Source organism: Bacillus sp. SJS (assembly GCF_000732485.2).
GTDB classification, from domain to species: domain Bacteria; phylum Bacillota; class Bacilli; order Bacillales; family Bacillaceae; genus Metabacillus_B; species Metabacillus_B sediminis.
The window spans coordinates 1-13,354 of the sequence record NZ_JAQV02000032.1; the positions used below are offsets into that span (position 1 = coordinate 1).

At 41.8% G+C, this 13,354-nt stretch carries 12 protein-coding genes and 2 riboswitches; of the genes, 3 read left to right on the top strand and 9 right to left on the bottom strand.

The features are described from left to right. Positions 1–261: 261 nt before the first annotated feature. From AS29_RS20390 to tatA, 3 genes are all read right to left on the bottom strand, one after another. Entirely contained in the window at positions 262–858 is a 597-nt protein-coding gene (locus AS29_RS20390; protein ID WP_035413454.1) for a DedA family protein, read from the bottom strand. A 128-nt stretch (positions 859–986) separates the two neighbouring features. After that, positions 987–2,234: a dicarboxylate/amino acid:cation symporter gene (locus AS29_RS20395; protein WP_035413456.1), complete on the bottom strand. Its 1,248-nt coding sequence runs from the start codon at positions 2,232–2,234 to the stop codon at positions 987–989. Between the two features lie 164 nt (positions 2,235–2,398). Further along, a riboswitch (cyclic di-AMP (ydaO/yuaA leader) is annotated at positions 2,399–2,545 on the bottom strand. A 248-nt stretch (positions 2,546–2,793) separates the two neighbouring features. Continuing rightward, positions 2,794–2,991, bottom strand: coding sequence for a twin-arginine translocase TatA/TatE family subunit (gene tatA, locus AS29_RS20400; RefSeq protein WP_035413458.1), 198 nt, complete (start codon positions 2,989–2,991; stop codon positions 2,794–2,796). Between the two features lie 213 nt (positions 2,992–3,204). Then, positions 3,205–3,381, top strand: a riboswitch (Lysine riboswitch). Between the two features lie 119 nt (positions 3,382–3,500). On the opposite strand from tatA, the gene AS29_RS20405 reads away from it, so the two are divergent. After that, on the top strand, positions 3,501–4,934 hold the full coding sequence (locus AS29_RS20405) for an amino acid permease (protein ID WP_051860880.1): 1,434 nt from the start codon (positions 3,501–3,503) through the stop codon (positions 4,932–4,934). 73 nt (positions 4,935–5,007) lie between these two features. On the opposite strand, the gene AS29_RS20410 is transcribed toward AS29_RS20405, so the two are convergent. The 6 genes from AS29_RS20410 to AS29_RS20435 all read right to left on the bottom strand — a co-directional run bounded on the left by AS29_RS20410 (position 5,008) and on the right by AS29_RS20435 (position 11,720). Beyond that, positions 5,008–6,261 carry a cation:dicarboxylate symporter family transporter gene (locus AS29_RS20410; protein ID WP_035413460.1) on the bottom strand — a complete coding sequence of 418 codons (1,254 nt, stop codon included), beginning with the start codon at positions 6,259–6,261 and terminating at the stop codon, positions 5,008–5,010. Positions 6,262–6,518: 257 nt separating this feature from the next. Further along, positions 6,519–7,694, bottom strand: coding sequence for a D-alanyl-D-alanine carboxypeptidase family protein (locus AS29_RS20415; RefSeq protein WP_051860881.1), 1,176 nt, complete (start codon positions 7,692–7,694; stop codon positions 6,519–6,521). A gap of 207 nt (positions 7,695–7,901) precedes the next feature. Then, positions 7,902–9,389, bottom strand: a complete 1,488-nt coding sequence (locus tag AS29_RS20420) for a UDP-N-acetylmuramoyl-L-alanyl-D-glutamate--2,6-diaminopimelate ligase (RefSeq protein WP_035413463.1) — start codon at positions 9,387–9,389, stop codon at positions 7,902–7,904. A 177-nt stretch (positions 9,390–9,566) separates the two neighbouring features. Further along, on the bottom strand, positions 9,567–10,946 hold the full coding sequence (fumC, locus tag AS29_RS20425) for a class II fumarate hydratase (protein WP_035413466.1): 1,380 nt from the start codon (positions 10,944–10,946) through the stop codon (positions 9,567–9,569). Positions 10,947–10,989: 43 nt separating this feature from the next. Further along, entirely contained in the window at positions 10,990–11,532 is a 543-nt protein-coding gene (locus AS29_RS20430) for a GNAT family N-acetyltransferase (protein ID WP_035413468.1), read from the bottom strand. Then, complete coding sequence (locus AS29_RS20435) at positions 11,529–11,720, bottom strand: YvzF family protein (RefSeq protein ID WP_035413469.1); 192 nt, start codon at positions 11,718–11,720, stop codon at positions 11,529–11,531. Before AS29_RS20435 ends, AS29_RS20430 begins: the two co-directional genes overlap by 4 nt. Before the next feature lie 277 nt (positions 11,721–11,997). Between AS29_RS20435 and AS29_RS20440 the strand changes: the two genes are divergently transcribed. Together AS29_RS20440 and AS29_RS20445 are read left to right on the top strand one after the other, a co-directional pair. Beyond that, positions 11,998–12,858 (top strand): EcsC family protein, encoded by an 861-nt coding sequence (locus AS29_RS20440; protein WP_051860882.1) that lies wholly within the window; start codon positions 11,998–12,000, stop codon positions 12,856–12,858. Positions 12,859–13,009: 151 nt separating this feature from the next. After that, on the top strand, positions 13,010–13,339 hold the full coding sequence (locus tag AS29_RS20445) for a DUF3243 domain-containing protein (protein ID WP_156506004.1): 330 nt from the start codon (positions 13,010–13,012) through the stop codon (positions 13,337–13,339). Positions 13,340–13,354: the final 15 nt, after the last annotated feature.

Genomic DNA, 13,354 nt, shown 5'->3' on the forward strand with positions numbered 1-13,354 from the left:
CTGTCTTTTCCATAAAAAAGTAGGAGGTAATTAAACCGCTGTTTGTCGAAATACCGCAAAAAAAAAGAAGCCAAAATGAGCTTCTCTTCTTAAACATGGTCAAAAATAGTACCTAACCGAAGAATGAGTGGAGGCCTTGACAGTTTCGTTCATATCAGGAGGCTCACCGCACACCCAAGGATAAGCGATCGCCTGCTAACTGCAATCAATAGCCAAGTTAATCAGAGCTAAAAGAAAAAACCCTGGGAACATACGCAGAGTTTAAATAGTTTTGCGTTTTTTTGAGCTTTTGGCAAAAAGATACACGGCCATAACCAAAATAAAAATAATAACAATCGGAATAATAAATGGCTGGGCATATTCCTTAATATGCATCCAATTGCTTCCCAGCTGTATACCCAAAAACAAAAAGAGAATGGTCCATGGAATAATAGCAGCTATTGTATAAAGAGTAAACTTCCAGACAGGCATTTTAGCGATCCCCGCCGGAATGGAAATGGCATGTCTTACAACCGGAATAAACCTTGCTGAAAAAATAACACCGGTTCCATATTTTTCAAACCATTCTTCTGACATATCAAGGTGCTTCTTTTTAATGAGAAGATATTTACCGTACTTTTCAAGAATTGGCCGGCCCCCAAAATACCCAAGCCAATAAAGGAAAAGCTGAGCAAATGTCCCTCCGATCACTCCGGCAATAACCGCTCCAAACATTTCGATTCTTCCCAAGGAGATTAGATAGCCCCCATATCCCAGGACAATTTCGCTCGGGATGATTTCAATCATCAGACCGATAGCAATCCCGAAATACCCCAAATCCGCTAACATTTCTAAAATACCAAATATAAATTCTTTCATTTGACGCTCCTTTGCTTTTCAAACAATCTTATATTCTACTATACGCCCGAAGCGGACAAGTATTCAACCTTATATTTATTGGTGAAGCATGAAAAAACCTGCAGCAAGCCGGCTGCAGGTTTTTCCTGTTACATACTCTCCGCTATTTTATTATCGGGAGGCAAACTCCCATTTTTCTTCTCCGATTCGGCTACAATTACCGCACACGCAGCATCCCCAGTGATGTTTACTGTAGTACGAGCCATATCCAATAGACGGTCAATTCCAAGAATAAGAGCAATCCCTTCTACCGGGAGATTAACTGAATTTAATACCAGTGCAAGCATAATCAGTCCGACCCCAGGAACTCCTGCCGTGCCGATACTTGCAAGCACCGCTGTAAGGACAACGGTTAATAGCTGTGTAACTGTTAGATCCTGTCCATATACCTGTGCGATGAATACAGTGGCAACCCCCTGCATAATCGCTGTACCATCCATATTAATGGTAGCACCGAGAGGCTGTACGAAGCCGCTGATTTGTTTAGGAACACCAAGATTTTTTTGAGCCGTTTCCATAGATACCGGCAAGGTCGCATTACTGCTGGATGTACTGAACCCAACTGTCATCGCGGGAGCAAAGCCTTTAAAGAACCAAACCGGGCTCTTTTTTGCCAAAAACATGATGCTTGAACCATACGTAAGGAATGCATGAATGACAAGAGCCAGTACGACAACGATAAAATAAAGCCCCATTGCTTTGATAGCATCAAAACCCTGGCTGCCTACTGCTGTCGCAATCAATCCAAACGTACCGTACGGGGCAAACTTCATGACAACACCAACCAGATACATCATTAAATCATTTCCCTGTTCAAGAACCTTTTTAACTGCAGCTGTTTTTTCTCCAAGCATCGCAATACCAAAGCCGATGAAAACAGAGAAAGCGATGATTTGAAGCATATCTCCGCTTGCCATTGCTTCAATTGGATTCTTTGGGAAAATGTTTAAAAGCGTATCAGAAACAGAAGGTGCTTCCTCCGCTTTATATTCCGTATTTTTCGTATTAAATTCGCCCGCATTTCCAGGCTGGATAACTAAAGCTAGAACAAGGCCAATAATAATGGCAATAGCGGTAGTCGATAGAAAATAGGCGATTGTTTTTCCGCCGATTCTTCCTAGTTTTTTTGGATCTCCCAGTCCTGCGACCCCTAATGTAATGGAGAAAAAAACAATAGGAACGACCAGCATATTGATTAAATTAAGAAAGATTTTACCTAAAGGAGTAAATAGAAAGGTATCGAGCTGCTTAAATAGGTCAGGGGATGTAATATTCAAGATAATTCCGACAATTCCCCCTGCAAGTAAACCGATAATGATTTTTGTAGCTAATTTCATAGACTACCTCCTGTTGTTAAAATATTTAAAAAACTATAGCTTGCTACTTTTTCCCATAACAAGCTGCCGTTAAACTCATAAATGGCGCAAAAAAAGCCGTGAGAAGAGATCTCACGGCTTTTACAGTCAAATTTTAATATGTTTCCAGCTTGACTTTCCCATTTGAAGTGTCTCTTCTCGCTTACGAGGTTAGCTGTCGGATTCGGACGAAGAGAAATGTCCTGCCTTCAATTAAAAGGATTCACCCCAAGTGCCACTGCACTGTGTTTTGGTTCCCCCGCTCCCTTTATGGGATTAAGCGCTCACATATGAACTTGTATTTTCATTATATACGAATAGTTTACTATTTTGCAATTATCAATTTATTCCTGCATATACTGCATGTGCACAACATCCGTTTCACATAATTGCATTATTTTAACATATCCAGTTCTATATACCCTACTATGGGAGGAGGATTTTCCACCTTTCATCTAAATGAGGGCTTTCCGATAGTCAAACGGCTTAAGAGCATTCAGACCAAAATAAAAACAGCCTGCCTAAGCAAGCTGTAAATTCATCATGGACGTGCCTGTTCTTCTGTCTTTTTAGCCGCTGCCTTATCATCGTCTTCTTCCATCATTCCGCGTGTAGCATTTTTAAATTCACGAAGTGTTCTGCCCGCCGCTTTTCCAAGCTCCGGCAGCTTTTTCGGTCCAAATAACAGCAATGCTACGACTAAAATCAATAAAATTTCTCCAAACCCCAAACTGCCCATCTATATAACCCCTTTGTGTTACAGTTTGTCACTCTTGCTTAAATTATAGGGGAAATGAACAGGAATTCCAAGTGAATTCCAGGAAAAATCTAATTGTTCACTCAATTAACGGAATTTTAAGGAATTCAGCTTTACCTGTTGACGGTATAAAAAAAATCATTTATCATTTTCAAGAATCGCAATTAAATATGTCAAAATCCTCACTCTATATCTCGGTGAGGTAGAGGTTGCACCGATTATGAGTAATCAGTCAGAAGCCGTTGGGGCTAGTGATGACTGCTGAAAGGGAAAGGTGCCGAAGCAATTTGAACCAACATTCAGATTTGCTGGGCCTGTACTAAATAAGTACAGGACTGCCGCAGTCTTCATCCGCGGAGCGCTATCAGGAGATAGGTTGAGGCGACTATGTATACAAAACGCATGGATTGCTCCATGCGTTTTTATTTTGTACATAATCTCATCTGTCTTCCTCAAGATAAGTAACATAAAGAAATAGGAGGATTTATAATATGGAACAAAAAAAATGGGGCTTCTGGCTTCTTTCCGCATTTGTTATCGGAAATATGGTCGGATCCGGTATATTCATGCTTCCGAGCACGCTTGCTCAAATGGCAAGTCCGATGGGGGCAGCCTCCGCCTGGCTGGTTACAGGTATTGGGGTATTAATGATTGCCTTCGTGTTTGGAAATCTTTCCATGAGAAAACCTGAACTCACCGGCGGACCGCAAAGCTATGCAAAGGCTATGTTCAAATCTGAAAAAAACGGTAAAATAGCTGGGTTTAGTATGGTTTGGGGTTATTGGGTGGCGAACTGGATCAGCAACGTAGCCATCATTACCAGCTTTGCAGGCTATTTATCAACGTTTCTTCCGGTTATGAAGGATCCTGCCGTTCTTTTCACCATCGGATCACAGGATTTTGAAAAAGGCAGACTTCTTACATTTGCTGTATGTACAATTTTGCTGTGGGGCACTCATACCATATTGGTTAATAATTTAAATGCTGCAGGCCGGTTAAATTTTGCCGCAACAGCTTCGAAAGTAATTGGTTTTATGCTATTCATCGGGGCGGCTCTGTTTGCTTTTCAGGGTGCTTCTACGGGGAAATGGTATTTCGATGTACAATCTGCTTCAGGTGAACCGCAGGGACTCTTCAAACAAGTTCAGCTTGCTGCTGTTTCTACACTTTGGGCCTTCGTTGGGATTGAATCCGCTGTGATCCTGTCGGGACGCGCCCGTTCACAGGCAGATGTCAAAAAAGCGACCATCTTCGGATTGTTTGTAGCATTGACCATTTATATGATTACCACCTTGCTGACTATGGGCGTTATTCCAAGAGAAGAACTTATGCAGTCTGATAAACCGTTTGTTGATGTACTGTCTCTTTTCATTGGAGACGGCGGCGGGATTGCGATGGCGGTGCTAGCATTGGTTTCGTTGTTCGGTTCTACTTTAGGATGGATTTTAATGAGTTCGGAAGTAGCCTACCAGGCAGCTAAATCAGGAATTTTCCCTGCCGCGTTTGGTAAAAACAATAAAAAGGGCAGTCCTATTGTTTCCCTTACGATTACAAACATTATGTCCCAGCTGTTTATTTTCTCTGTAATATCCGGAACGATCAGTGAGGCTTATACGTTCCTTACTACCTCTGCAACACTCGCTTACTTAATTCCGTACCTCGTTTCATCTATTTATTATTTGAAGCTGGTCATTAAGGGCGAGACGTTTAATGAAATGAAAGGTTCAAGAGTAAGAGAAGGAATCATTGCTTCCTTGGCCCTTTTGTACAGCGTGTATGTTATCATCTCAGGCACATCGGATTTAAAAACATTTTTCCTGGGAATAGGTTTATTCCTAGTCGGGTTTATCGTTTATCCGCTGCTTAACCGAAATAATAAAAAAGAAGGCGGGAAGCTTGATACAGACACAGAGACTTTGAAATAAACATACAAATTTATGACGTTAAAAATAGAAAAAAAGCCATAAAAAAGAAGCTGGCACAGTGCCAGCTTCTTTTTTACGCTGTCTTTCTTGCTTCCTCCAGCGGTACAGGCTTGAATTCACCTTCCCACTTCGAGATGACAACTGCTGCTAAAGAGTTTCCTACAATGTTTACTACGGTACGTCCCATATCAAGAAGACGGTCAATTCCTGCTATGAAGGCAAGACCTTCAACCGGAATTCCGACAGTTCCCAATGTTGCAAGCAGAACAACGAAGGAAACCCCAGGTACACCCGCTATTCCTTTAGATGTAACCATAAGCACAAGCATAAGAGTCAGCTGCTCTGCGATGGACAAATCAATGCCGTACATTTGGGCAATGAAAATGGCAGCAAGAGCCTGATAGAGTGTTGATCCATCTAGATTAAAGGAATATCCAGTCGGGATGACAAAGGAAGTGATAGCTTTTGGACAGCCGAACCGTTCCATTTTTTCCATAATCCTTGGAAGGACCGTTTCTGAACTGGATGTAGAAAATCCTAGGATCAGTTCATCTTTCAGAAGCTTGATAATATGAAAAATGTTTACTCCAACGATTTTTGCAGTAAGGCCAAGCACGACAAGAACGAAGAAAATCATAGTAGCGTATACTAAAATCATCAGCTTGCCAAGTGGTATTAAAGAATCAAGTCCAAACTTTGAAACGGTAATTCCAATAAGGGCAAATACACCAAATGGTGCGAACTTCATGACTTGATTTGTTACATAAAACATGGTGTCTGCTGCGCCCTGGAAGAATGCGAGAACCGGTTTTCCACGATCTCCAATAGCTGCTACACCTAAACCGAACATAACAGAGAAGAAGATAATTGCGAGCATGTCCCCTTCTACAAATGATTGAAAAATGTTTGAAGGTACAATATTGACGAATGTATCGGCAATCCCGTGACTTTCTACACCTTCAGCCGTATCAACATAGCTTGAAATATCGGTTTTTTCCAATCCATCCTTATCAACTCCCGCACCCGGCTGAAAAATATTAGCCGAAAGCAAACCGATGACAATGGCGATCGTTGTAATGATTTCAAAATAAAGAATTGTTTTCCCGCCAAGTTTTCCAAGTTTTTTGGTGTCACCAACACTCGCGACTCCAACAATAATACTGGAAATGACAATCGGAATAACAATCATCTTAATTAAACGCAGAAAGATATCTCCAATAGGCTGGAGGTAGCTTACGACCGTGGGGTTACCATAAAAAATAGCCCCTACCGCAATACCGAGCCCAAGACCTATCAATATTTGCCATGCTAAACTGATTTTCTTCACATAGAACAACCCCTTTACTGTAATGAATAATCCAAAAAAAGAAGAAATTGGGAACTAAGGGTTTAGAATACGCCTACTACTCTGTGCACGCTGATAGTTCAATATCTTATCTGATATTTAACTTTTTTACAATACAAATTTCGACATGATTTTCACAATTCTGAAATGAGTATTTTTGTATCAGCAATGAAAAAGCGAATCCAGGACTATCGTCTGCATTTATATCAAAATAATTCTTCTCTAACAGAAGAAAAACTTCAATACTTTTTTGTCTGGATATAAAGGGCTCCTCCAACTCCTATAACTAAGAGAAAAGCCATCATGACCGACATGTAAAAATGGTTTTGAAAAGAAACATCCTTGCTTGAACGATTCTGTTTTGGGGACTGGCTAATGCCCTGTCCTTCAGGAACAGCTGATTGCAGGCTTGCAGCTGCCAGGGTTCTTCCATCTTCCCCTTTAACAATAAGCTTGTCCGCTTTGCCAATCTCTGTAGTGACCTTTTCACCATGGTGCTTCGTATAAAACAAAGGCCGTGTTAATTGAAGAGGTTCTCTTTGTTTATTTTTCAGAGCTGCTGTAGGAGCAATGTTTTCTGTTTCAAAATGAGTGAATCCGTAATCCAGCAGCTTCTTTGTATCATCATAAGTCCCTTGATCGTTTGGAGATTTGAGGGTAACTGCGATAAGACTTAGTCCATTTCTTTCTGCAGAAGTAACCAGCGTATAGCCTGCTTGAGAAACGAACCCGTTTTTCCCACCAGTTATCCCCTCATAAGGCTGCTGCTTTAGCAATTTGTGATGGGTGAAAATAGTCGTGTTCCATGACTTCCCTTCCCACTTCAGTGCTTTTGTACCGAAAATATTTGAGAATTCTTCATTCTTTTTTGCGTATTGTGTAATTTTAGCCATATCTGCGGCTGTTGTTTTATGTTCCGGATCAAAGAGTCCATTAGGATTCACGAAGTGGGTGTGGGTAACGCCAATTTCAGTCTGCAAATACTGATTTAAATCTTTTGAAAATTCACCGACACTTCCGCTTAAATGTTCAGCGATCGCTATTGCTGCATCATTTCCTGAATTTATGAGCATGCCCTGAATAAGCCGTTTTAAAGGAACTTGCTCCCCTTCTTCAAGAAATACCTTTGTTCCTTCTGCATTTCTGGCGTTCTTGCTTACGGTGACCTCTTCCTCTAAATTTCCATGTTCGATTGCATAAATGGCGGTAGCAATTTTCGTAATACTTGCAGGATACATGGAAGTAGATCCGTTCTTTTCGAATAGGATTTGACCCGTCTTAGCATCCATGACTAATGCAGCCTCACTCTCAAGGAGCAGCTTCTTATCGTCTTCTTCTTTACCTGCTGCTTTAACAGGATGAAAAAAAATGGATAGGGTGAAAACAGTAATTATTAGATGTAGAATTTGCTTCATAAAACTCATTCTCCTTATCTATACCCTGCGATAATCCTTACTTAGGATATCAACATCATTCTTCGAAAACAATGTAAAAAAATTGAACAGACTGCATATTCTTACACAAACCATCAATATATGGAAATAACGCAAACAAATAAAACAGGAACCCAGTTAATGCTAACCCAGGCTCCTACAAAATTAGTTCATAATCCTATTCATTATTTATTCAGCTTTTTTTGCTTGCGCCGCAGCTGTTCTTTGCAAATAGCGTATCGTTTCTCCATCAGAAGAGGCCGGTAATTCAAATGCCTGCTGATAGGGTTCTGCACCTTTGCCGGTTACAACAATCCAATCCCCCTGCGAAGCATGCATAAACATATGTTGAATAGCCATGGTCCGGTCAGAAATGATCCTGCCTTTCTCATTGCCAAAAGCGGTTTGTAATTTTTCTAGCTCATTCAAAATTTCCTTCTCTGGGACACCATTTAAGTCATCCTGTGTAAGAACATACGCATCGCTTAAATCTGAAGATAATTTAATCATCTCACATCGCTTCGATTCATCTCTTCCGCCTCTGAATCCAAAAATATGGTACACCTTTTCCGCCCCGCACTCTCTTGCAGTCTTTAAACAATGATAAAGAGCTTCCGAGGTGTGGGCATAATCCACCATAAAGGTAGGCTGACCGGCTTCTTTATACACTTCATTTCTGCCGGGAACACCGGGAAATTTCATAAGCGCTTCTGAAATCACCCGTTCTTCAACACCCATTTCTTTAAGTGCCAAAAAGGCTAGTCCAGCGTTATAAATATTATGAAGACCTGGTACGGCCAACTGAATAAAATGCCCTCTGTTTTCTGTTTCATTCAAGATGGCAGCAGGGAACTTACTCGTTTTCCATTCTGATAAGCGCAAATTATTTCCCGTGTTTTCCCCAAACGTATAGATTTCTTTTCCTTCCGTTCGGAGATTTTCCGCAAGCTTCTCCCCCCAAACGCTATCCGTATTAATGAAAGCTTTTCCGGAATGGGACAGCTGCTGAAAGAGCTTGGATTTTACTGCAAAATATTCTTCCATTGTATGATGGTAATCCAAATGATCCTGATCGAGATTTGTAAACAATGCATAATCAAATTCCACACCTTCTACTCTGTGCTGACTAATACCGTGGGAAGAGACTTCCATCACCGCATATTCATCATTACTCCTATGAAGAAGTTCCTGAAGCTGAAGGCTGTCAGGAGTCGTATTGGAGGCGCGGTACCATTTTCCATTTATGTAATTGGCAATCGACCCGAAAAGAGAGCAGCTCAATCCAGCTGTTTCAAGAATATGTTTAATCATAAAAGCAGTCGTGGTTTTTCCATTAGTGCCTGTGATCCCAATCATTTTGTGTTTCTTTTGAGGCTCTCCGTAGAAAGCAATTGCAAGCTGAGCCATTTGCTTTCTGCTATCCACAAGCTGGATGCAGGGAACAGGAAGACGTTCCGGCTCTGCTTTTTCTCCTGCCACAGCAGCAGCCCCTGCTCTGATAGCGGCTTCAATATACTTGTGTCCATCCTGCTGATAGCCGCTGATGGCAATAAACAAATTGCCGGGTTTTAGATTTCTCGAATCCGATGTGATACCGGTTATTTCAATCCCTTGCCAGTCTTTCCTAATAGACTCAGGCTTTATGGATGAAGATAAAAGCAGCTGATGTAAATTCATAGGTGACAAACTCCTTCATTTCTCTATTTCACACATGGTTCGAAACTCGTCTTCTTTTTCTATCCTTTTGGCACTGAACCCATTTTTTCATATTATTTGCTGAATGATTCGCTTTAAATGCCGTTATATAATGGAAAACAAAGAAAGCGCGCCTGAATTCGGCGCGCCCTGGATCGTTTATTTTGGCTTTGTCATGTTTTCCGGAACTACATATTGATCAAATTGTTCTCCCGTCAGCAGATTAAGTTCGATCGATGCCTCTTTAAGAGTCAATCCTTCTTTGTGGGCATGCTTGGCAATTTTCGCTGCATTCTCATATCCAATATGAGGATTTAACGCAGTTACAAGCATGAGTGATTCATTTAAGTATTTTTTTATCACTTCATCATTTGGCTCAATTCCTTTAGCACAGTGAACATGGAAGGAATTGATCGCATCCGCAAGCAGCCGGACTGACTGCAGGAAATTATAGAGAATTACAGGCTTATAAACATTCAATTCAAAATTCCCCTGGCTTGCGGCAAAACCGATGGCTGCATCATTCCCCATTACCTGTACCGCTGCCATCGTTAATGCTTCACTTTGCGTTGGATTGACCTTCCCCGGCATAATGGAGCTTCCAGGCTCATTTTCCGGAATGGAAAGCTCTCCGATCCCGCAACGGGGACCGCTTGCTAAAAAGCGAACATCATTTGCAATTTTCATGGCATCCGCTGCAAGTCCCTTAATTGCTCCATGTGCATACACCATTTCGTCATGAGATGTTAAGGCGTGAAATTTATTAGCAGATGAAACAAACGGCATGCCCGTATAGTTGGCAATTTCGGCAGCGGTCATGTCACCGAATTCAGGATGTGCATTAATTCCGGTTCCGACAGCGGTTCCGCCAACCGCAAGATTAAGAAGGTGTGATGCTCCTTCCTCAATCATTCCTTTTGATCTTTCCAGCATATACGACCAGCCGCTTATTTCCTGTCCTAATGTAATAGGTGTTGCGTCCTGAAGATGAGTTCGGCCGATTTTTACGAGGTCCTTGAATTTCTCCGACTTCTCGTTCAGCGTGATCCGAAGCTGTTCTACGGCTGGAATGAGACGCTCCTTCACTGCTTTCAATGCAGCAATATGCATGGCGGTTGGAAACGTATCATTCGAGCTTTGACCCATGTTCACATCATCATTCGGATGAATACGGGTTTCTTCCTTTTCAAGCAATTCGTTTGCTCTCCGGGCTGCGACCTCATTCACATTCATATTGCTTTGCGTACCGCTGCCGGTTTGCCAGACAACAAGGGGGAACTGATCATCCCATTTTCCATCAAGAATTTCATCGCACGCTTTTACGATCGCTTGTGATTTTTCGCTCGACAGCTTGCCCAGCTGCTCATTAGCAATGGCTGCGCTTCGTTTTAGAACAGCAAAAGCATAGATGACTTCAAGCGGCATTTTCTCCGTGCCGATTTTAAAATTTTCTTTGCTCCGCTGTGTTTGCGCGCCCCATAGTTTGTCCGCAGGTACTTCAATTTCACCCATTGTGTCCCTTTCGATTCTTGTCTCCATTATTCATCCCTCCCCTAGTTTCTATCCCCTTTGCGCTTAGCCGCTAATCAAAAAAGAATGGAAATTCCTCTTTTAACAAGGAAAAAAGCATGACATCCTCATACTGCCCATTCATACGCTCATATTTACGCAGCCGGCCTTCATGCTGGAAATGGAGTTTTTCCAAAAGGTGAATAGACGGCTTGTTTTCAGGAACCACTTTTGCTTCAATCCGGTTTGCCTCCATTACAATGAAGGCATGATCCAAAAGAAGGAGAAGGGCCTCTTCCATATAGCCCATCCCCCAATACTGTTTGCCAAGCTCATAACCGATTTCACCCCGTGCATTCTCCTCGTCCCAGTCATTAAATCCGCAAGTTCCCAGAATTTCTTCTGTATTCAGGTCAAGAATCGACCATCTGTATGCTTTTTTCCTCCCAGCCAGCGATCGGAGAATGTAGATCATAGACCTCACTTCTGTAATGGTCGCAGCAGCCTGCATATTTAAATATCGGACAACCTCAGGATCGGACCAAATAGGATAAAGTTTCTCTGCGTCCCTTTCTTCCAGCTCCCGAAGCCGGATTCTTGCTCCAGCTTTTCTCATCGCTGCTCCCCTAAAGACTGGCTCTTTAATTTCAAATCCAAGTAGATGCGCTGATCTTTGGAATACTTGTACTTAGGATTGGTTCTTCCATATTCTTTTGATGTATATGTAACCGTATAATTTTTTTCAAAAGACTGGATGATCGCATCCAATTCTTCTTTATTACCCATTATCCGAATTTGTGCCACTTAAATCTTCCTTTTCCGTATGATTTCATCATCTTACCGGGTACTAAATGGAATGTCCAGAGGAAGATTCTTTTTCCCGCCGCTCATTCTTTCTTTATAATAAAGCTCTGTTAAACTTGGCTTTTGATTGCAGCTAGCAGGCGCTCGCTTTCCACTCCAATCAACAGGTGTTAAAAATTAACACCTGGCATTAACAAAGCCTATAATAAAAGAGAATGAAACCTTCTTAATAGATAAAACGTAGTATCACTAAAACACATGAAGAGGAGACATGATTATGGATACGAAAGAATCACTTCAGCATTCCTTATCCGAAGTAGATAAGTGGGAGAAAGATCAGCAGGGGTTATGGTTTTGGGAAAAAATCACCCGTCTTCCGTTTAAACTGCTGGACAAAATCACTCCCGCCTTCATACAAAAGAAAATCGGTGACCTTCTTGATGAAATCGGAAATTACGTTCAAACAGGCGGAAAATATCTAACTCAGGAAAAAATGATGCTTAAAAAGCTGTCAGAACAAACAGGAAGCGAAATCGAAACCATTGAAGATGCCTCTAAAGTATCTGTTGAGGATATGAAAAAAGTGTGTCTTGATATACGGGAATCCCGTGGCAATATCGCGACCGTTCAAGGTGCTTCTACTGGTTTCGGTGGAATGTTCACGCTGGCCATCGATATTCCTGTCCTTTTAGGGCTTTCTCTTAAAACACTCCAGGAAATTGCGATTGCGCATGGATACGACCCAAGCAAAAAAGAAGAACGGGTTTTTATCGTAAAATGCCTGCAGTTCGCATCTGCTGACATTGTCGGGAAGCAGGCCATTTTAAATGAGCTATCCGGCTATCACACAAAAACTCATTCCTCTGAAGTCTTCTCCCAGCTCCAAGGATGGCGGGAAGTCATGTATTCATACAGGGATACATACGGAATAAAAAAACTGCTGCAAATGATCCCTGTTGCTGGCATGGTTTTTGGGGCTCTGACGAATCGTTCCATGATCAAGGAGCTTGCAGAAACAGGCACAATGCTTTATCAGAAGAGAAGAATTTTGGCGAAGCTGGATGAAATGGAAAAAGCAGAGCAGGAACCTGCATCCATTGAGGGCAGTGAAACACCAGCTCTTCCATCTGGCGAATAGGCAAAACGACAGAGGGTTCCGGGACGACCGCCGGGATCCTCTGTTTTTGATTTGTCATTTTGCCTTCAACAGCACATCGAAGGCTGTAAATCCGTTTATTTCTCCATCTGGAAGGCTATAACAATATTAATCTTTCAGGAGGTGGATGAAAATGGCTTTTGAAAAAGACTCCGCGATTCACGATGAAAAGATAGAAAGCAAAATGGATCAGATGAGCAAGGAGGAAATGGACAGCATCTTGGATAACTTTGAGCATTTCAAATCGTACCTGCATGATAAAGTCAGCAAAGGGGAAAAGCTCGGGCTAAGTGAAGACATTCTGGCGAAAGCTGCAAAAACAGCAGCTGAATATTTAGCAAATAATGCAGAGCCAAAAAACCGTGAGGAGTATTTGCTGAAGGAACTGTGGAAATCAGGAAACGATGAACAGCGTACACATCTCTCCCATATCCTTGTGAAATTAGCCAAAAATGAAGCATAATAACTGCCCGAAAGG

What these genes read in the sequence shown, in the direction of transcription:
- AS29_RS20420 (WP_035413463.1), bottom strand. Translation starts at nt 9,389, where the DNA reads ATGAATTTACATCAGCTGCTTTTATCTTCATCCATAAAGCCTGAGTCT.
- fumC (WP_035413466.1), bottom strand. Translation starts at nt 10,946, where the DNA reads ATGGAGACAAGAATCGAAAGGGACACAATGGGTGAAATTGAAGTACCT.
- AS29_RS20390 (WP_035413454.1), bottom strand. Translation starts at nt 858, where the DNA reads ATGAAAGAATTTATATTTGGTATTTTAGAAATGTTAGCGGATTTGGGG.
- tatA (WP_035413458.1), bottom strand. Translation starts at nt 2,991, where the DNA reads ATGGGCAGTTTGGGGTTTGGAGAAATTTTATTGATTTTAGTCGTAGCA.
- AS29_RS20405 (WP_051860880.1), top strand. Translation starts at nt 3,501, where the DNA reads ATGGAACAAAAAAAATGGGGCTTCTGGCTTCTTTCCGCATTTGTTATC.
- AS29_RS20445 (WP_156506004.1), top strand. Translation starts at nt 13,010, where the DNA reads ATGGCTTTTGAAAAAGACTCCGCGATTCACGATGAAAAGATAGAAAGC.
- AS29_RS20440 (WP_051860882.1), top strand. Translation starts at nt 11,998, where the DNA reads ATGGATACGAAAGAATCACTTCAGCATTCCTTATCCGAAGTAGATAAG.
- AS29_RS20430 (WP_035413468.1), bottom strand. Translation starts at nt 11,532, where the DNA reads ATGAGAAAAGCTGGAGCAAGAATCCGGCTTCGGGAGCTGGAAGAAAGG.
- AS29_RS20395 (WP_035413456.1), bottom strand. Translation starts at nt 2,234, where the DNA reads ATGAAATTAGCTACAAAAATCATTATCGGTTTACTTGCAGGGGGAATT.
- AS29_RS20415 (WP_051860881.1), bottom strand. Translation starts at nt 7,694, where the DNA reads ATGAAGCAAATTCTACATCTAATAATTACTGTTTTCACCCTATCCATT.